This window comes from Pseudoalteromonas sp. NEC-BIFX-2020_002, from assembly GCF_013002825.1.
In the GTDB taxonomy this organism is placed as follows: domain Bacteria; phylum Pseudomonadota; class Gammaproteobacteria; order Enterobacterales; family Alteromonadaceae; genus Pseudoalteromonas; species Pseudoalteromonas neustonica.
This window is the reverse complement of sequence record NZ_JABEPJ010000026.1, coordinates 25689-46046: the sequence shown is the minus strand read 5'-3', so window position 1 is coordinate 46046 and position 20358 is coordinate 25689. Positions and strand designations below refer to the sequence as shown.

At 40.4% G+C, this 20358-nt stretch carries 18 protein-coding genes and 1 CRISPR repeat array; of the genes, 9 read left to right on the top strand and 9 right to left on the bottom strand.

What is annotated here, in order from left to right; genetic code table 11:
* A partial coding sequence (locus HJP15_RS21750; RefSeq protein WP_212760715.1) for a hypothetical protein occupies window positions 1–189 on the top strand: 189 nt, incomplete at its 5' end.
* Between the two features lie 259 nt (window positions 190–448).
* A CRISPR array of direct repeats spans window positions 449–2388; the repeat unit is 32 nt; unit sequence GTTTCAATCCACGCGCCTGCGTGAGGCGCGAC.
* A 181-nt stretch (window positions 2389–2569) separates the two neighbouring features.
* Here HJP15_RS21750 and cas2 read toward each other — a convergent pair.
* The 9 genes from cas2 to HJP15_RS20170 all read right to left on the bottom strand — a co-directional run bounded on the left by cas2 (window position 2570) and on the right by HJP15_RS20170 (window position 12362).
* A complete protein-coding gene (gene cas2 / locus HJP15_RS20205) occupies window positions 2570–2863 on the bottom strand; it encodes a CRISPR-associated endonuclease Cas2 (RefSeq protein ID WP_170174487.1) in 294 nt (97 codons plus the stop codon).
* 36 nt (window positions 2864–2899) lie between these two features.
* A complete protein-coding gene (gene cas1c, locus HJP15_RS20200) occupies window positions 2900–3931 on the bottom strand; it encodes a type I-C CRISPR-associated endonuclease Cas1c (RefSeq protein WP_170174486.1) in 1032 nt (343 codons plus the stop codon).
* On the bottom strand, window positions 3928–4551 hold the full coding sequence (gene cas4, locus HJP15_RS20195; protein ID WP_170174485.1) for a CRISPR-associated protein Cas4: 624 nt from the start codon (window positions 4549–4551) through the stop codon (window positions 3928–3930). Before cas4 ends, cas1c begins: the two co-directional genes overlap by 4 nt.
* A 3-nt stretch (window positions 4552–4554) precedes the next feature.
* On the bottom strand, window positions 4555–5424 hold the full coding sequence (cas7c, locus tag HJP15_RS20190; RefSeq protein WP_170174484.1) for a type I-C CRISPR-associated protein Cas7/Csd2: 870 nt from the start codon (window positions 5422–5424) through the stop codon (window positions 4555–4557).
* Window positions 5425–5436: 12 nt separating this feature from the next.
* Window positions 5437–7413, bottom strand: a complete 1977-nt coding sequence (cas8c, locus tag HJP15_RS20185) for a type I-C CRISPR-associated protein Cas8c/Csd1 (protein ID WP_170174483.1) — start codon at window positions 7411–7413, stop codon at window positions 5437–5439.
* On the bottom strand, window positions 7410–8114 hold the full coding sequence (gene cas5c / locus HJP15_RS20180; protein ID WP_170174482.1) for a type I-C CRISPR-associated protein Cas5c: 705 nt from the start codon (window positions 8112–8114) through the stop codon (window positions 7410–7412). The genes cas8c and cas5c overlap by 4 nt, the downstream gene beginning before the upstream one ends.
* Window positions 8115–8153: 39 nt before the next feature.
* Window positions 8154–10658, bottom strand: coding sequence for a CRISPR-associated helicase Cas3' (gene cas3, locus HJP15_RS20175; RefSeq protein ID WP_170174481.1), 2505 nt, complete (start codon window positions 10656–10658; stop codon window positions 8154–8156).
* Window positions 10659–10787, bottom strand: coding sequence for a BrxR family helix-turn-helix transcriptional regulator (locus HJP15_RS22450; protein WP_502707001.1), 129 nt, complete (start codon window positions 10785–10787; stop codon window positions 10659–10661). It lies immediately after the preceding gene.
* Between the two features lie 369 nt (window positions 10788–11156).
* On the bottom strand, window positions 11157–12362 hold the full coding sequence (locus HJP15_RS20170; protein ID WP_170174480.1) for a J domain-containing protein: 1206 nt from the start codon (window positions 12360–12362) through the stop codon (window positions 11157–11159).
* A gap of 74 nt (window positions 12363–12436) precedes the next feature.
* Between HJP15_RS20170 and HJP15_RS20165 the strand changes: the two genes are divergently transcribed.
* The 8 genes from HJP15_RS20165 (at window position 12437) to HJP15_RS20130 (ending at window position 20332) form a co-directional block, all read left to right on the top strand.
* Entirely contained in the window at window positions 12437–13390 is a 954-nt protein-coding gene (locus tag HJP15_RS20165; protein ID WP_054205019.1) for an SPFH domain-containing protein, read from the top strand.
* A gap of 18 nt (window positions 13391–13408) precedes the next feature.
* On the top strand, window positions 13409–13861 hold the full coding sequence (locus HJP15_RS20160; protein ID WP_170174479.1) for an NfeD family protein: 453 nt from the start codon (window positions 13409–13411) through the stop codon (window positions 13859–13861).
* A gap of 314 nt (window positions 13862–14175) precedes the next feature.
* The gene (locus HJP15_RS20155) at window positions 14176–14850 is read left to right on the top strand and encodes an ABC transporter ATP-binding protein (protein ID WP_054205021.1); all 675 of its coding nucleotides are present in this window, start codon (window positions 14176–14178) and stop codon (window positions 14848–14850) included.
* Window positions 14844–15815 carry an HlyD family secretion protein gene (locus tag HJP15_RS20150; protein ID WP_170174478.1) on the top strand — a complete coding sequence of 324 codons (972 nt, stop codon included), beginning with the start codon at window positions 14844–14846 and terminating at the stop codon, window positions 15813–15815. The genes HJP15_RS20155 and HJP15_RS20150 overlap by 7 nt, the downstream gene beginning before the upstream one ends.
* Window positions 15805–16974: an efflux RND transporter periplasmic adaptor subunit gene (locus HJP15_RS20145; protein WP_054205023.1), complete on the top strand. Its 1170-nt coding sequence runs from the start codon at window positions 15805–15807 to the stop codon at window positions 16972–16974. The genes HJP15_RS20150 and HJP15_RS20145 overlap by 11 nt, the downstream gene beginning before the upstream one ends.
* Complete coding sequence (locus HJP15_RS20140; RefSeq protein WP_054453982.1) at window positions 16971–18170, top strand: efflux RND transporter periplasmic adaptor subunit; 1200 nt, start codon at window positions 16971–16973, stop codon at window positions 18168–18170. Before HJP15_RS20145 ends, HJP15_RS20140 begins: the two co-directional genes overlap by 4 nt.
* On the top strand, window positions 18167–19402 hold the full coding sequence (locus tag HJP15_RS20135; RefSeq protein WP_169327453.1) for an ABC transporter permease: 1236 nt from the start codon (window positions 18167–18169) through the stop codon (window positions 19400–19402). The genes HJP15_RS20140 and HJP15_RS20135 overlap by 4 nt, the downstream gene beginning before the upstream one ends.
* A gap of 84 nt (window positions 19403–19486) precedes the next feature.
* A complete protein-coding gene (locus tag HJP15_RS20130; protein ID WP_054205026.1) occupies window positions 19487–20332 on the top strand; it encodes a patatin-like phospholipase family protein in 846 nt (281 codons plus the stop codon).
* The last annotated feature ends 26 nt before the right edge of the window (window positions 20333–20358 follow it).

Below are 20358 nucleotides of genomic sequence, written 5' to 3'. Positions count from 1 at the left end.
AGCTTGGTTACATCGGTCATCCATCACCTAAATACCAGTACCGTAGGTCGTGCTTTAGCGCGAGAGGCCCCGAATGATCACGCTAAGCTAGCGATTTATAATCCATCCATGGAGCTTGGTTACATCGATCACTCATCACCTAAATACCAGTACCGTAGGTCGTGCTTTAGCGCGAGAAACCCCGAATGATCACGCTAAGCTAGCGATTTATAATCCATCCATGGAGCTTGGTTACATCGGTCATCCATCACCTAAATACCAGTACCGTAGGTCGTGCTTTAGCGCGAGAGGCCCCGAATGATCACGCTAAGCTAGCGATTTATAATCCATCCATGGAGCTTGGTTACATCGGTCATCCATGACCTCACTTCCTCAGGCTGCACTGTTTATTCGGTAAATCGTTTCGGTCCATCGTCACCTAAGCTGCCTGTGCGGCAGTGAACGAAAAGCATCAATCCACGCGCCTGCGTGAGGCGCGACATGCAAAATAAACAGACTCGCGCGGGTATTCTTTGTTTCAATCCACGCGCCTGCGTGAGGCGCGACATCCAGCTTTAAAATTGGCCGTTACGGCGGCCTAGTTTCAATCCACGCGCCTGCGTGAGGCGCGACAAAAACCTCAGAACATAACGAGCGACAAGCGCCTGTTTCAATCCACGCGCCTGCGTGAGGCGCGACTGGTGGTTGCTAGGTGATGCCATTACGCTATCTCGTTTCAATCCACGCGCCTGCGTGAGGCGCGACCACTTTACAAAATTCTTGTGGAGTCGTTTAAATGTTTCAATCCACGCGCCTGCGTGAGGCGCGACTGGGTAGATAAGCACTTTGGTGCGAATGGTGGCCGTTTCAATCCACGCGCCTGCGTGAGGCGCGACGTTGTAATGTGTACACTCAAATTCAACAGATGATGTTTCAATCCACGCGCCTGCGTGAGGCGCGACTTTTTGTTGGGACGTAAGATACATTACCTTTTTGTTTCAATCCACGCGCCTGCGTGAGGCGCGACCAAACTGTGAAGCTGCTTTATTGCAGTTAAATGGTTTCAATCCACGCGCCTGCGTGAGGCGCGACCTTTACGCTATGCTGTTGCAAATAGCGCCCAGTATGTTTCAATCCACGCGCCTGCGTGAGGCGCGACTCCCTTTTGAGTTGCACGATGTTAGCAGTAATCACGTTTCAATCCACGCGCCTGCGTGAGGCGCGACAATGACACAAGTCCAAGCTCGCGACTTCGTCGCTCGTTTCAATCCACGCGCCTGCGTGAGGCGCGACCATAACATTAATTTGATCTTCGTAGGCACCAATAGTTTCAATCCACGCGCCTGCGTGAGGCGCGACCGCTGTAATTGATGTGTTATCTCGTCTAACTGAGTTTCAATCCACGCGCCTGCGTGAGGCGCGACAGCCACAGGGGTAATGGTTGATTGCACAAAAGCAGTTTCAATCCACGCGCCTGCGTGAGGCGCGACCAATTAAAACGAGTGCGCCTGTTGGCATCCAATGGTTTCAATCCACGCGCCTGCGTGAGGCGCGACACTTCGAACCATGTAGCGCTGGCAGATTTAAAAGTTTCAATCCACGCGCCTGCGTGAGGCGCGACAACTTGGGAGGGGCAATGGATTTCGGTTGCGCTGTTTCAATCCACGCGCCTGCGTGAGGCGCGACATATCAGGTAAAACGGGTGGTGGCAAAAGCTATGTTTCAATCCACGCGCCTGCGTGAGGCGCGACACCGCCTGAGTTTTTAGCTAAACAAAAAGAGGCTGTTTCAATCCACGCGCCTGCGTGAGGCGCGACGTCGTCCGAACTATGGGCAAAACTTAACTCCTAAAGGTTTCAATCCACGCGCCTGCGTGAGGCGCGACAAAAACCTCAAGACGTAACGTGCGACAAGGGCCTGTTTCAATCCACGCGCCTGCGTGAGGCGCGACTTTATATCTATGTCCGGTGCGCCGTCATCAGCAGGTTTCAATCCACGCGCCTGCGTGAGGCGCGACGCAAACAGAGAAAACAAAACACAAGTTACATCTGTTTCAATCCACGCGCCTGCGTGAGGCGCGACGTTTGGGGTCTTGATTTAGACAGCGTTATTATTGTTTCAATCCACGCGCCTGCGTGAGGCGCGACTTTATTAAGCGTTTTAATCTAGAGTCACTACTAGTTTCAATCCACGCGCCTGCGTGAGGCGCGACAGGTTTAGATAGGAGTTATACCCCGTAATACAAGTTTCAATCCACGCGCCTGCGTGAGGCGCGACTCATCTTTAGTTAATAGTATTAATTCTGAGCTTGGTTTCAATCCACGCGCCTGCGTGAGGCGCGACTCATACTCGCTTTGATTTGCCCCTTGATCTATATGTTTCAATCCACGCGCCTGCGTGAGGCGCGACTGCCTTAAATAAAAGGCATAGCTAGCCTAGCATAATTAATAATATGTCGCTAACCGCATAGGTAACATAGTAATAAAACAATCATTACTATGTTACTTATAATAAATTCCTTGTTTTCAAAGAGCTTAAATAATCGCTAAGGCCCCCACTTTTTAATGAGAACAAAGGGGGTAGCGCAGGTTTATAAAATTAATGTATCTCTAAAAATATCTATAGCTACTTTTGCACCATAATGCTCGACTTTATTTTGCCAACTTTTACCTAATTTATAAAACCTTAGGCTGTCAACATCAGGATCGTAGATTGAAAGTAGCTTTTCTTTGAAAATAAGCCATTGCGTTGAGTCAACCTCACATTCAAAAACAGAGTATTGAACTCGCATACCATAGTCTAAGCACACTTTAGCTAAATTACGTAAGCGCTTTTCTCCGCCTTCATTTTCAAAAGAAACATCGTAAGTTACTAATATCATCATTGTACTATTTCCTTATAAATGAATTTATCTGAGTGATTATTTTTGCACATAATAAGCTGGGTACTTAGCCAAATCACCACGAATATGACGTGCAAGCAACATAGCTTGTACGTGAGGTAGGAGCCCAACTTGTATTTTTTCGCCTAAAAAAGGGTGCGTTATTTCTTCTTGCTTTTTTTCTTGATAAGCCTGAAAGACCAATCGCCTTGCATCATCTTTGAGTGTAAAACCGCCTACGGCATCTTGAGTAAAATCTTTGCTACTAAGTTGCTTATTGTTGAATAACTTAATGGTGATGCTATCGACAATGCTCGCTCGAAATTCTTCAAGTAAGTCTAATGCTAAACTGTTGCGTCCAGGTCGTTCTTTATGTAAAAAGCCAATTTGAGGATCAAGACCTACACCTTGTAATGCGCCACTTATTTCCTGCCCAAGTACTGAGTAAAGTAGTGAAAGTACGGCATTAACTGGATCTTTGGGAGGCCTACGGCTGCGGCTTTTAAATAGTACATTCTCTTTATTTGACTTTATTAGTTCGCCAAACACTGCAAAATAATGCGATGCGGCTTCGCCTTCTAGCCCTAATACCGTTTGGTATTCATTTGTGTGGGGTAACTGAGCAATGATTTGTTTAAGTCGGTCTATTGCTTTGGTTAATTTTACTGAGTCACCATGATTTCGCCTATGTCGCATTAATAATACCCGAGATGAGCGAATTTTAGCCCCTACACAAGTTTTAGCAATATAGAGCGCCTGTTCATTTTGAATACTAAATTGTTGGCGTCTGAGTAATACATTTCCCATTTGTTTGCCGACAACATTTGCCAAAAACTTTCCATGCATATCAAAAAAAGCTAAGTGTGTACCACTCTCACCACAAAACCCAAGTAGTTGTGGTGATACCATGATATTGCCAAAGCAAAATATACTACCGATAGAGTGGATGGGGATTTGTAATAATTTCTCTTTTTTACCGGCGATTTTTTGCTCTATCAACAAGGTGTCTCGTTGCTTATGCAAATAAGCCCCATCCTTTGTGATGTATAAACAATTTTGTAATTTTTTCATTCATCATCCATGTTAAATAAACCCGTAATAAAACGCGATGAGCTGTCTTTAGTTATGAGCTCGGGTTGGCAGATTTCATTTAAAGAACATGCTTTGCAATGCTTGCCAAATATTGGGGGTGGTGTTTTAGCACTATAAAACATGGTTTGAATATCTGAAATCAGCGTTTTGGTTTGCAAACGTAATGCTTCATCAATGTCTACAGTAAGACGTTTACGTGTTTGCCAATACCACAGCGCACCGTGTTGAACTTCTACACTTTGCATTTCTTCTATACATAATACCTGTGCACACAGCTGTACTTTGTCGATGTTACTGGCTTTAGGCTTGCCGCGTTTATATTCAACGGGTGTAAATTGATTATTTGACGCTTGGTATTCTAATAAATCAAGTTTTCCCGTTAACCCCAATTTCGGTGCATTGACCGTTACTCCTCTTTCAAATCTTATGCCTTTGCGTGTTTCAGGCCCACCGTGATCTACCCTTTCGTGTAATTGGCGACCATGCGCCGTTAAAAAGTTTTCTTGCCATACTTGCTCTAAATGGATCAGCGCACATTGACGCTGACAAAATAGATAATGTTGTAGGGCCGAAATAGAAATCAAGCGGGCCTCATGCATATTTTAGAACCCTTCTATTACCTGAGTATCAAGGTCAGGTAGCGCTGGTTTTAATGAGTCATTTAATGCTGATGTATCCAGCGGTAAACCTTGTTGAATATGGTCGCGTAATGTTTGATGTACTTTAGCAGATGAGTATTGCCCTGACTTAGAGTTATGTTGCCACCATATTAAATGTGAAACTGCCATAGAACCTTCTGGACGTGCTGATGATGCATCACCTTCAAACAGCTTAGTAAGTACTTCTTTTATTTTTGTAGCATCTTCATCACTGAATGTTGTTTTTTCTGCGAGCTGTGGCGTCATTGCGCCAAAAGTAACGTATATTGCACTATCAACGCGGTGTTTCATTCCCATGGTATCTGATGATTTTTTACTGCCATCGCCTTCACCACTCACACTTTTGGTGATTTGAGTACTCGTGATACTTACAGGCTCTAAACTAAATGCACTTTGAATCGTCACAGGCCCACGGATAGGAATAGAAACGCCGTCTTTGTTAGCACCTTTAAACGCGAACACTTGTCCGAAAGCACGTACATCAAGCCACTTTTCACAGCACTTTTTGGCAGCTTCATCCACTGGCGTTTTTTTGCTATTAAAGGTGTCTTTACCAAGTCCAAAATCATCTGATTCAGCTCGATTACGAAGACTTGTCATGCCATCGTTTTTTTTCTCATCTGATTGAACAAAAATGCTTTCATCTGATTCTTGTAAGCGATCACGGATTTTACGCTTTAAACACACATCGGTAATTTCACCAAAGCCATCGTAATCTGTGCGTGGGCGATTGCCATTTAAAGGATCGCCATTGGGATTAGCATTTTGTACTTTAAAAATAATTGCGAAGTCGATTTTATTAGATAAACTCATTAGATAATCCTTTTATAAAATTTGTGTTGGTTGTTCTTCTGCTAATAATTCAGAGTCAGCTTTATTTACCCACTGTCCTTCAACTACTTTATGCTGTTCTAACCACAACATTTGGCTGTGAAAACCAAGTAAAAATTCCGGTGATAGTTTTTTATCTGATGTGAATTCATCGATTTCAAACATATCGGTGATCTTTGCAATTAATTGTTTTGTTGCAATATCGTAACCACGATAACGACTATGTAATCGTTGCTGATATGGCTGTAAAGCAGTTGAAATAGTTAACCATGTAGCAGCTGGTTTACTTACAAAACGGTTCATATAACGCTCTGCTGTGGTAAGCCTATTACCTTCGCCAATCGAAAGTGCCACTTGTTCAATTTTATTTGCTGTCGCTAACAATCTGCCAAATAAATAATCACGTGAGGCATAAGTCTCTTGTAATGCCATGTTATAGTCCTTTTTATGTATTAGATTTGCTGTACGCTTGCAATACCCTTTGTACAACGCGCACGCAATACCTAGGTTTTGTAACCACAGCCAAGTTTGATCTGATTTATAAGCAACACGATTAGTTGCCCGCTGAAAAGCATTATTTACAATGTCGATAGGAATGGGTTGCCCTTCAACAATACAGGGGTAAAGCCGTGCGACAAGATTCTTTTTTAGTGTGTCAGATGACTTTAAAACATCGCCATATACGCCATCGAGTACTTTGTATAAACTCGGTGCACACGGCAACCACGTGGCCTTTTCATTCTTTTTCACACGCTGCCACCAGCCTAAGTCCAATTGCCAATTATGGAGCTGATCAATAAATTCTTGAGCAATGGTTTCTCGGTAATAAATAATGCCCATTCGCCCTGGTGTTGCTGAATCTAAACCTAGTAATGCAATTTGCTCGTTGGCTTCCAATTTTTCATCGGCTCCTGATTTATTATGGCCAATCATGCCTGAGAAATAGCGGTTTAACTGGTCGGCGTAACTCTCTCCTAAGTTTTTTTGATGATCAACTTCCTCTGAATTGGCAAATAAATTCATAAAGTCTAATTCTGTAGGAGCAGGCGTTTCTTTTCCTGATACAGCCCATGCAAGGTAAACCTGTTCGCCTGTTCTATAGCCTTGCTTGGCTAACAGCCAACGCAATGCATTATGTGCTTTTTGGGTCACTTCAAAACTAACATTAGCAGCATCATTAACGGTTAAAAATTTTCCTCTAAACGTAAAACCGCTGGTATCATTTGCTGAAATTAGCTTTGCTTTATCACCACTGTGGCGAATTTTCGCAGGGTGATTAGTCGCAATAACTTGTTCATTTCCAGTAACAAAACACAATGCTTTTTCATCACTTTTTTGACTCTCATAGTCAATCCAGGATTGTTGGATTGTCTCATCCAACCATGTTTTGCTTTGCGCGATGCCTTTGGTTTCAACACTCCAACATACAAGCGCTGAGCCTTGATCGAGTTGACCTTTTTCTTTTGGTAGCACTTTAAATAATGCAGGTGCTTCCCCATCATCCAGCCACATTGTTAAAAGTTGATTATCATGAGCATACATTATTTTTGCAGTAATCAAATCTTTAACTAATTGGCCTTTTTCAACATAATTAAGTATTGCTTGCACTGCGCTATGTTTAAAATCGGATGCAACCCAATTACGTAACTGGGTTAAATACAAATCAAAACCCGGCTTTTTTATGCCACCAAATGCAGCGTAATCCCCAGCTACATATTGTATCTTGTCGGCTAAAGCATGTGCACATAAGCCGCTACTTCTACCTGCTGATTGCTCTGTGGCAGGTAATACTACTTGCGTTTTTTCTAACACTTGTGCTCTTAAAAATTCACCTTTATCGTTAATTACTACATGCACATGTGCATTTTGCAGTGTATGGCTGATTGGCATTACTTGCTGATCAATAGGTAAATCATCGTAGCGTATTTTTGCCTGTTCATAGGTTTCATAGAGTTTTGTAAGCCAACTCATAATTGTGCCTCCAGCTGCATGACTGGTTGCAAGTTCTGATCTAAGTCAAACTGCTTTGCTTGCATTTCTTTGACAAACCGCGTTATAGGGCACGCCTGCGTTTTAGGGTATTCGATTACGCCATATTTCATGTGTGCATGCCAAAACCGACTAATTAACTCATTGTTTCCCGTTTCATCTGGGTAACCAAAACTATGAAACATTAAGCCAAAGCCAAGTTCGTCAATCTGATCGTATGCACCTTCCCCATCACCAAATACACAGGGTTCAACATATCCCTGGCAATCTCGAGTACCTAAAAATATATCTTGGCGACCACCTTTTTCGATCATACGTTTTGCTATTGAAAAATGCTTACCGTCAACTCTATCCGCTGCAAGTTCTGGGCGATGTTCGTTCCACTCAAAATGTGCTTCAATTTGGTATTCCACCTCATGTAAAAAGGTATAGAATGCGAGCGTATTGCCGCCGCCCCAATTTAGTGGCTTGGTGCCCTTTGTGTGTGTTCGTAACGGTTTTATTACCCTTACTTTATCAACATGCCATATTAAGGTGGGTTTCCAATAAATGGATTTAAGTACACCTTTTATAGCCTCGTAAGTGGGTATATGGTATGAGCACTTTTCACAACCCACTTTAGTGATTGGATCGGTAAATAATGCATACCTTCCCCATAATCGAAAGCTAATGCTATTTTTCACTCAGTTCTCCTTGTTGTTACAAGCAGCTTTGCTTGTCCCTTATAAAATAAAATGTTCTTGTGTGTTACTTGTTTCTGTACTTAAACCAAAGTAATTACTATAAAACTCGTCTAACAGATAATACACTTGCTCATCATTACCTATTGTATAAACAGCCTGTATATCCACCAGCTTAGCCCATACATTTGGAAATAAATTAACGCTGTATTTTTGACTGCGTTTTAATAGTACTCGGTATTCAGCAGCATTAAAGCGGGTATCGAGCGCGCACAATTCGGTAATGATGGTTTTAGCTTCGTCGTTATAAGGTACGATAACTGAATTACTTGGTGCATCAATTGCTTTGAATGCTTTTGCGGCATCCATAAACGCATGTTTTAAAGGAAATGGTGAGTCACTAATATTGTTTTTATTACGGCTTAAAAGGTCTAACAATGTTTGTGTGCCTTTGGTAAACCCTGATTTTGTGATGTTGTATGGCATCTCACCTGCACGTTCATAAAAGTAATATTCAAAGTAACGAGTCATTGCTTGAGGAGAAAGTAATTGTGTCTCGTCAAACTCATCAAATATACGTTTCGTTGCGCCAATCCCGAGTTTAATATCGTGTAGCATGCCGATATTCTCTTTATCCGGATTTACCACAATCATTTTGGCGTTTTCGCGTAAGCCATGACGATTACAGCGTCCTGCAGCTTGAGCGATTGAATCAAGCCCAGCCATAAAGCGCACCACAGAGGAAAAGTCGACATCAACACCGGCTTCAATTAATTGGGTGCTGATGCATAGCGTTGGTAAACCATTTGCCAGCCTTGCTTTGACATCAGCTAGCATAGTTTTTCTATGTGCGGCACACATGCCGGTGCTCAAGTGATACACACTGATTTGCTCATCGACTTGCATTTGTAATGCTATAAAAAGGCGTTTTGCCCAGTCTTTAGTATTAACAATAACAAGGCAACTTGGCACGGAGAGAAGTTGTTCAATTATTAACTCTGTTAAGTCGCTCTCACACCAGCCATCATCACGGATTAAGTTTTTTACTTGTACACGTTCAAGTAAATTATAAAGTGATGTAATATCTGGGGTTAATTCGTTGGACAGCGTTAACGCTAATTGCCCTAACATTGCTTTCTCATTTGGGAGCTGGTGAAGTAAAGGCTGAGTAGCCGTACACATCACTGCAGTTGTTTTACAAAAACGAGTTAAGTAATTTATGGTGTTATTAAATAAGTGCACACAGCGAATAGGTAAAGTTTGTATTTCATCAAATACCAAGACTGCATTACTCATTTGGTGAAGTCTCCTTGCCCCTCGTGTACCACTGCCAAATGTACTTTCTAAAAACTGCACCATGGTCGTTAGCACAATTGGACGATCCCAATTTTGGGCAGCTAACTTTGAGCGCCAAGTTTGTAATTCAGGCTCTAAGTTTGAGTGATGCTCTAATACCCAACTTTGCTTATTTTCATCATCAAGCACCTTGCGTATTGCATCGGCATTTTGTTCGATGATAGAGGTAAAAGGAATAATGTATATAATGCGATCAAGGTTATGTTTTTTAGCATGGTGTAAAGCAAAGCGAAGGCTGGCATATGTTTTACCGCCCCCAGTAGGCACTGTTAGGCTATATATACCTTGTGGTTCACATGCACGGGCATAACAATTATTTGATATATCTGCACGTACACCATCAATGGGCCCTTTGGATGAAAATTGTGCTATAAAACCCTCAATTTTTTTGCAAGCATTTCCCCAATCAGCAACTTGATTACGTTCAGGTTTATTAGCTGGGTTTTCAAAATCAGCACTATCAATTCTGTCTGCGTCTATCAAACTGCTAAACAGCAATTTAGTGTACATCCCTAAATAAAAATCATGCTCTACAGCGCTTAAACTATAAGCGCCAAGTAATGTTTTTAAGTGGATGCTGCTGTTAAGCAAAAATTGCTTTGTTGCTATTTGCTGCGCTTTTTCAATAACAGTTACATCTGCATTTTTTACGCACTCAGTAAAATGCGCTTCATCTTCACTTTTCAACATTCTTTTTGTAAAGCCGCCTGTCGGCTCAGGCAAATTATTTATTAAACCACTATGATGCGAAACTACGCATAAACTAAGTATTTGCAAAATAGCCAATGCATATATTTGTATACTAGGATCATCTTTACAAACCGGTAGTAAATGCCCTTGTAACTCCTTAGTGATCCACTGTGCTCCCGCCGTTGAATGGTCAATAGAACCTTTTAATTGTTTTGCGCTTGCACCATCTAAATCAGGGTCATAATGGCCTAACAGTTCATTAATGATGATCTGCATATAGCGCTGAAATGCACCACTGTATTTGCCAAAATCATGTAATAGACCAATTAATGCAGCAGCATCTTCGCAATTAAACTTTTTAGCGATATTTTCCGCGATTTTACTGACGGAAAATAAATGCGTGCACACTGACTGATGGGCAAGATCAGTAAAGCTTGGGTGGGCAATCGCAACCTGCAGTGTTGCTTTTGTATTTAAATTACAGAGATTGAAGTCATCCATTCAAACCGACTCCGAAAGTAAGAGAAAATGCCGCTGCAAATGATTTGTGGTTAACCGCCCTTCCCAATGAATAATAAGTTCAATAAAATTAAAGCGTCTACGGGTTATATAGTCGAATTGTGGTGTCATGCGTTCCCTGCACTTTTACTGTGACTAATTTAAGTTATCAGAAAAATTATTGATTACAAGCAGAATTCCTTTTCTGCTTTTAAGGGCGTGTTGACCTTTCAGGATTAAAATTTGTTCCAACAAGGGGCGATTTAATCGCGGCGCGAGATTTGTAACCTGGTGGGCTAAGTAAAAATCGAGCAAAGCTTCCGCGTCCTGCTCACGCCCCTAGGAAGAACCCCGAAGGGCAGCGCGTGTTTGGCATTTATGCTGCGTTATCGCCTACTTATGGGGAACAACCACACACCATAGGCTCTGCCTTGCCTAAATACCAAACACACTGCTGCAAATTTAACCTCGAAAGATAAACATGCCCTAGCTTGTTTTAAATCAAAAATTAAACATGCTTTCTAGTGCATCGTCAAAAGACATAGGCATATGGCGTTTATTATTAATCCGATCATTTAGCTCTTCTTTAAGTAGTTTTACTGTGGTGCAGTATCCTAAACGCTCGGATATTTCTTCACACTCACTATTTAAAGCAGCGATATGATTAGTAAAATTATGTTTAATTTGCGCTTTACTACGACCATTAAATTTACGCCATACGAGTGAAGGCGGATCATTGCCTTCTTTTTGCTGGCGGTGCAGTTTATTTAACTCAACTATTTTATTTTGCAGTAGCGGAATTAAGTTAGCTTTAGTTTCTTCATCAAAATCTACGTCGTCATCAAAATGAGTTATGTATAACTGCAATAAGGTAAAGCCATCTTTTGCTTTACGGGCCTGCCCTAGTTGCTGCATAAGTTCGTGCTTTTCAGCCTTTTTGGTTGGATCAGGCTCTTTGTCCGGGTGAAGTTTTGCTGCTAAACGTTTATACATTTTGTTTAGTTGCGAGCTTTTAAATAGCTTTTCTAATTTTGCATCCGTCTTTTGTTGTTTAATTTCATCGCGGTCGAATCGTTCGAATTGATCAAAAAAATCATCCCAGTCTTCATCTTGTTCTGCATGTGCATTGCCTGGATTAAATGCATCGTCGTCGCTTTCTTCATCCTCACCAAAGCCTTGTTCATCAAGATGCTGATAAAGTTTTTGGGGATTGACGGCAATTTCTCTCAAGTCTTCATCTGTTAACTCTAAACCGGGGAAATCTTGTTGGAGCATAGTTCGTAAAAGATTCAACTGGGATGAATCAATTGCATTAACTGTATCGTGATTGTGCTTGCTTAAATGCGATTGAAAGATTTGCGTTACTTTTTCAATTTCCAACTCACCAATAAATGGGTGCCCTGATAAGTATTCTAAATCTTCGTTTATCCAATCTACAAGCTCATTGCGCTGCTCAATCGTCAGGCTTTTACGCTGAATAAATTTACTCAGATGAATAATTTGCTCTGCCATCATACGGGCTTGGTGGTGCTCGTGAGGCTCCACTTGCTCTTTAAACTGATTGAATAGCGTACTTTTTTTAATCTCAAAGTTTGCGTTACGCCTGGTGTGCTTATCTATTCGCTGCCATAAACGTTCTAATTCTGATGCAGGTTTCGCTGTCGCTTGCTGTTTTACATTTTGTAAAAAAGTTGTGTTTGTTTTCATTAAAGCTCGTATCTCATCATATTTACACGCATAATCATTGCTCTAGTCTAATAAAAAATCTAAGGAGAGTATACATGGACCCAATTGCGCAAATATTCAACATGCTGTTTACTGTTGAAGCGTTTTTACTCATTTTTGTATTAGTGCTGCTTAAAAGCAGTGTTAAGTTTGTACCACAAAACCGTGCTTGGTTAATCGAACGTTTTGGTAAATATCAATCAACTAAAGAAGCCGGATTAAACTTTATTATCCCATTTATTGATCGTATTGCCGCAGATCGCAGCTTAAAAGAACAAGCACAAGATGTGCCTTCTCAATCAGCTATCACTAAAGACAACATTTCATTGATTGTTGATGGTGTTTTATACTTTAGGGTACTTGACCCATACCGCGCCACTTACGGTGTTGACGATTATGTATTTGCTGTCACTCAACTTTCGCAAACAACCATGCGTTCAGAGCTTGGTAAAATGGAACTTGATAAAACCTTTGAAGAACGTGATCTACTCAATACCAATATCGTAAGCGCAATTAACCAAGCGGCTGAGCCGTGGGGTATTCAAGTATTACGGTACGAGATTAAAGACATTGTGCCACCGCAATCTGTAATGGAAGCGATGGAAGCGCAAATGAAGGCCGAGCGTGTTAAACGTGCACAGATTTTAGAATCAGAAGGTGATCGCCAAGCTAACATCAATGTTGCCGAAGGTAAAAAGCAAGCCCAAGTATTAGCTGCCGAAGCTGAAAAAGCAGAACAAATACTGCGCGCTGAAGGTGAAGCTAAAGCGATTATTGCCGTTGCAGAAGCACAAGCAGATGCATTACGTAAAGTCGGTGAAGCTGCTGATACTGAACAAGGGCAAAAAGCAATTCAATTAGATCTTGCGTCAAAAGCAATTGCCGCTAAACAAGCTATTGCTAAAGAATCTTCAGTTGTTTTACTACCAGATAACGGGACTGATGCCAGCTCAATGGTGGCACAAGCAATGTCGATTATTAATACGTTAAATACTAAACAAAAAAGCTAAACGACTAAGGGGATAATCATGGATCTCATTACTAATAATTTACCTGAAGTGCTGATGATTTTAGGCATTGCAGCTCTCATTATTGAGGTTGCTGTATTAGGAATGTCGACTTTTATATTATTATTTTTAGGCATGTCGTTGTTTGCAACCGGTTTGATGATGAATTTTTCAATATTGGATAATTCATTAACGACTGCATTGTGGAGTAATACCCTTGTAACAGCGGCACTGGCTGCTTTACTGTGGAAACCTCTTAAGCGCATGCAAGAAAATGTAGACACTAAAGAAGTTAAAAGTGATTTTGCTGAGCTCGATTTTATACTTAATAGCCATGTTGATGAGCAGGGTCTTAGTACACATTCATACTCTGGGATCAGCTGGAAGCTAAAAAGTCACCAACCACTATCCGCTGGTACGCATGTTAAAGTAGTAAAAAAAGAAGTTGGTGTAATGTGGGTTGAAACGCTTTAGTTATCTCAATAAAAATCAAATAACGTGAAGCTATTTCACGTTATTTGCCTCTCATGTCTTATATATTTTTTGTAACAAAAAACATTTCTTTTTATTTCAAAAATCAAAGCAATTAAGCGCTTTAATCTATCAAAAATCAATTAAGCCCACTCAGAGTTAATATAATAAACATAAAAAGATACAAATTTGTTAACCGGGTTTTATCTTTAACGGTAGCTTAATTTTATTCAATAAAGCAAAAAATCTTTTGCTTGTTCCTGTTACCTTTTCCCGTTAGTTTAATTAGCCATAATTATAAAAATAAAAGTCAGCATATGATCAGGGTCGAAAATCTTTGCCGTACTTATGGTGCAGGTGAAACGCAAGTAATTGCATTAGATAACGTATCGTTACATATTAAAGAAGGTGAATTTGTCGCGGTGATGGGCGCATCCGGCTCAGGAAAGTCTACTTTAATGAATATTTTAGGGTGTCTCGACACGCCAACTTCTGGCAATTATTTACTTTCTGATGAAAGTATAAAAGAGGTACATGACGAGAGCCTTTCTGCTATTCGCAATAAGAAAATTGGCTTTATATTTCAAACCTTTCACTTGTTAACACGACTAAGCGCACAAGAAAATGTTGCCCTACCACTGCGCTATACCGATATGCCAAAACAACAAGCCAGTGATCGCGCAATGGCGATGCTTGATAAGGTTGGTTTACAAAATCGTGCGCACCATAAACCATTTGAAATGTCAGGGGGGCAACGTCAGCGCGTTGCCATTGCCAGAGCATTAGTGAATAACCCGCAAGTAATTTTTGCAGATGAACCTACCGGTAACCTCGATAGCAAAACATCCCATGAAATAATGGAGTTACTGTGCTCGCTCCACCAGCAAGGACACACCTTAGTCATGGTGACACATGAAGAAGATATTGCAGCTTACGCTAAACGCGTAATTCGAATGAAAGATGGTGTAGTGATTGAGGACAGCGGATGTTAAAAAATAAATTGATTAAAACCAGCCTTATCTTACTTTTTAGTAGTTTGTCATTTTCAACTTTTGCCCAAAGCTTATTGCTCAGTGGCGAACTAAAAGCCAGTGAAAATCAAATATTCTACGCTCCCAAGTCAGATACATGGCGTGTGCAAGTCCAATGGATGATGGAGGAAGGCGAAATAGCGCAAAAAGGTGATACCGTTGTAGTATTTGATAGCGGCACAATTGCAACTGAAATAGAGCAAGATGAAGTTAACCTTGAAGCCGCACAAGAAGAGCTTATTAGGATCACCACCAGTAATAAAGAAAATCAAATTGAAGCTGAGTTTAACTTTAAGCGCTCTGAGCTTTTATTAGAACGTGCGCGTATTGATGCTGCTATTCCTCAAGTTAATTTAAGTACTTATGACTATCAAAAAAATCAGCTTGAATTTGAGAAGGCTTTAATTAATAAACAAAAAGCATCTGAAGAACTGTTGCAAGTAAAAACAGAGAATAACGTTGCTTATAACAAACAATTACTAACTATTGAACAATTAAAAACTAATCTTGAATATAACAAAAATCAGCTTGCTAGTATGAGTATTCAAGCTCTGCGAACGGGGCCCGTATTATATGCCAACCACCCGTGGAATGGCGAAAAAGCGTTTGTAGGTATGACTGCGCAACCGGGTTGGAAAATTGCCGAAATACCAGCCATGAGTGAGCTTTATATTGAAGCATGGGTACATGAAATTGATTACCATCAGTTAAAGCTCGGACAACAGGCACAGTTACTATTTGACGCCTATTTACAACAGCCACTAAGCGCTACGCTAAGCGAAGTCTCAACTCAACCAGAAGAACGCTTACAATGGGGAAAAGACGCTTATTTTAGAACTCGTTTTAATTTTAGCGCTGTTGCATTAAATCTGTTGCCAGGTATGAGCGCAAAGCTAACAATAGGAGCAGATACAGATGAGGAATAAAGCCTTATTAGTATGTACAGTAATCATGTTTGTGTGTGTATTAAGCGCATGCAATGACGAGAGCCAACAAACCCATGTTGTTAAAAGCAGTGACATTGCTATTACCGTCAATGCTAACGGAGAGTTGGAATCTTCAACAACAGCAATCATTGCCCCGCCGTCTGTCGCCCGTATGTGGCAATACCAAATTAAAACGATGAAACCTGAAAATACACACGTTAAGCAAGGTGAAGTCATTGTCTCGTTCGACGACAAACAAGTTCGAGATAAACTAATTGAAAAACAATCAGAGTTACTTCGGGCAAAAAAACAGCTAGAAAATGCCCAAAATAAAGAACTCATCAAAGAACAAGAGTTAACACTCTCCGTAGCTGAGATGAAAATGAATTATGATAAAGCTAAACGCAAAGCAGATATTGTCGATCATTCTCGTTCTGAAGTTGACCGTAAAAAATCACAAATTGATTTTACAATTGCAAACAATGACTTAACCCTTGCTAAAAGTAAACAAACCTTTCAACAACAAAGCAAAGAGTTAAATCTAAAAATGGCAAAGAGCAAGGTTGCTCGGCTACAGAGCGAAGTGGACGGATATTTACAAGATATTGATCGCCTTAAAGTAAAAGCCCCGATAGATGGCCTAGTAATTTACAAAACCAATTACCAAGGTGAAAAATCATCCATAGGTGAAAGCGTACAATTTGGCCAACCGGTTATGGAACTTGCTGTGCTGGAGAATATGCAAGTAAAAGCACAAATCGATGAGCCCGATAGCGGTAAAATAACGCCCGGGCAAACGGTTAAAATTACCATTGATGGTAGTACTGAGTTAGTTGTTTCAGGAAAGGTAAAAAGCTTAGGCCGTGTGTTTAGAGAAAAATCATACCAAGATAAACGCCGTATTGTAGATGCAATTATCAGTATTGATAACCTTGATATTAGCGCAATTAGACCAGGCCTAACAGCACGCTTAGAGATAACCACCGCATTACTTGCGCAGGCTTTAAGTATCCCTTTAGCTAGCTTACAGTATGATTTACAAGGACCCTTTGTTGAGACTACGGAGAATAATAAACAATTGATAGAGATTAGTCATTTCACTGATAATCTCGCCGTGATTAAAAGCGGTTTACAACAAGGTGATGAGGTGAAATTATGAAAATCCGTTTTGTATTGAGCTTAATTACCACTGCGCTTATATTAAGTGGTTGTTCTAAAGAAAATAAAGTTCAAAATGAGCTGACTTATACCGTCAGCACACATAGCTTTAAAACCGAAGTTGAAGCCAAGGGCCATTTAGTTGCTGCAAACGAAACCCTTATAGTTGCCCCTGCATCAAGTCAAGGACCGCAAACTTTAGCGTGGTTAATGCCTGAGTATAGCCAAGTCAAAAAAGGCGAAGTGATTGCGCGTTTTGATGGGGAGAAAATGCGCCGTCAAAGTCAAAAAATTACAAATCAAACCGCCATGGCTGATGAAGACTTAACGCAAAAATCAGGCGCAATAGAAAAAGATAAAACAATTTTAAATCATGACATTGTATTGGTTAGTGAAGAAAAACAGTTTGCCGAAGACTATTCAATCGAAGATGAACGCATTATCTCCAAGCTAGAGATCTTAGAGTCACAACAAAATGTTGAGTTTTTAAATGCAAAACATAATTACTATGACTGGCAGGTCGAACGCTTTGAACAAGGCGCAACTGGCGAATTAATGCTGTTAAAAATGAGAAAAGATCAACATCAACAAAAATTAGCATCTTTAAATACTAACTTATCACAACTTGAAATAGTTGCCCCCCATGATGGCTTACTAACCCATGACACTAATTGGCGTGGTGAAAAACCCCGAGCTGGTGAAACGCTATGGCCAGGGCAAAAGATTGCAGCGTTACCCGATGTCAGCCAAATGCAACTAATCCTTTATGTATCTGAGCGTGAGGCCATTGATTTAGCAGTGGGTCAAACTCTAACGTTTAAGCTTATCGCTTTACCTGATCAACAATTTAGCGGTGAATTAATTGAAGTGTCTCCTTTTCCAAAGTCTATTAAACGTGGCGATCCACAAAAATATTACGAATTAAAAGCAAATATTAATGAACAAAGCGCTGCATTACGACCAGGTTTGAAACTCAACGCACATATTTTGGTTACCCCAGAAAGCGAACGCTTAATAGTACCAAAACAAAGCGTATTTACTGAACAAAATGCCCATTATGTTTACACCGAAGTACACAATGAGTTTATTAAAACCACTGTAAAATTAGGCAAACATAATTTAAGCCACGTTGAAATAGTTGAAGGTGTCGCCTCTGGTAATGTGATCTCCTTAATTAATATGAAGGACGCCCAATGAAATATTTGAGTTTATTTATCGACACCACGTTAGAGCTTGCGCAGCATAAATTACGTACCTTGCTGACTCTATTAGGAATGATTTTTGGTGTGGGTGCCGTTATTGCGATGCTCAATATTGGTGAAGGTGCAGAGCAAGAAGCAATGAAAATGATTGACTCTATGGGCTTGTATAACTTAATTGTTAACGCAAAAGAATTTGATGAAAAGGAATTAAAAGAACAACGTAAACACTCCGCTGGTTTGAACCTTCGAGATGCTCAAGTCGCTCATGCGTCACTGCCTTTCATCACTGATTATGCGGCGCAAAAAACAATTGAGACATACCATATTTTTAGTCAATACAATAAAAGCGATGCGTCCGCTGTTGGTGTTAGTGCAAACTTTTTTGAATTATCACACTTCCAAATTTTTTCCGGTCGTGTTTTAAATCAAAACGATCAACAACAGTTTGCACAAGTGGCTATGTTAGGCGCAAATACCGCCAAACAACTTTTTCCATTAGGTGACGCCCTTGGGCAACAAATTAAAATCAATCACCTCTGGTTTAAAGTCATTGGCATTTTACAATCCCCCTATTTAAAAAAGAAAGAGTTTCAAGGTGTGAAACTAGGCAATGAACAAAATCAAGTGTTTATCCCTCTAAGCACGGCGCTACACCGCTTTGAAAGCGGTTTACTCGATAGTGAAGTAACCAGCTTAAAACTGGCGATTGATAAGTCTGTAGACCCCATTATCGCAGCCCAAGCATTAGAACATCTGCTGCAAAATCGTCACAGTGATATTGATGATTTTGAATTAGTCATTCCAGCCGCTTTATTAGCACAGCAAAAACAAACCCAACAAATATTTAATATCGTAATGTCGTGCGTTGCAGGTATTTCATTGCTCGTTGGAGGGATTGGTATTATGAATATTATGCTGGCAACTGTACTTGAGCGTACCAAAGAAATTGGTTTATTACGTGCTATCGGCGCGACACAAAAAGATATCCGCATACAATTTATTGCTGAAAGCTTCACTATTTCTATTTTGGGTGGTTTATTAGGCGTTGTCTTTGGTATTGGTTTATCTGAAATTATTTCAATCTATTCTCAGTGGGCTGTATCTTGGTCCATGACCGCTATTGTATTGTCTTTTAGTATTTGTGCATTAGTAGGGCTTATATTTGGCGTATACCCTGCAATTAAAGCGTCACAGCTTGATCCTATCGAAGCCCTACAAAGTGATTAATTACTGCAGGTAAACTCACATTCTCCCTCGCGAATTAACAATGAAATTGTTAGCATAGCGTTATTCTAAAAAGAGAGTAACGCTATGAATCATTCATCTCATGCTTTAGTTGTTGAAGGTGGCGCTATGCGTGGGATATTTGCCACGGGTGTACTTGATGCTTTTTTGACTGCCCAATATCAACCTTTTAACCGCTGTTTTGGTGTGTCTGCAGGCGCAACCAACATCGCCGCTTATTTGTGTAAACAACCCAAGCGAAATCATAAAGTAATTACCGATTACTCTTGCAGGCCTGAATTTATAAATTTATCACGATTTATTCGTGGCGGGCACTTGTTCGATTTAGATTGGTTATGGCAACAGACTATTAAAGATATTCGCCTTGATTTAACAACGTTTCATAATCAATCATGTGATTTTTACATTGTCGCCACTGCAATTGAAAATGGCGAAGCCCAATATTTAAAAGCCACAGCTAAGCAATTAGAACAACAACTTAAAGCATCATGCGCTATTCCAATTGCCTATCGAGATTTTCCGTCTATTGGTGGATTAAAGATGACCGACGGTGGAGTTGCCGATTCAATTCCTATTCGTAAAGCGTATGAAATGGGTGCTAATGAAGTAACCGTGATACTTTCTCAACCGCTTGGCTATCGAAAAAAACCAAATAAAACACCTTGGCTTACAAAACATATTTACAAAGATTACCCTGCACTTATTCGCGCTACGTTAGCACGCACTGAAAACTACAATGCCAGTATCGACTTTATTCACAACCCGCCAGCTAACTGTAAAATAAACATCATTGCACCACCTAAAAACTTCAAAGTTGGTCGTACAACCACTAACACAAAGAAATTAGCTGATGGTTATTTGATGGGCTTTAATGCTGGTCAAAATTACTTAAGCCGTATTTTAGTCACTTAAAAACCAAACTCTTTGTTAGCAACAAA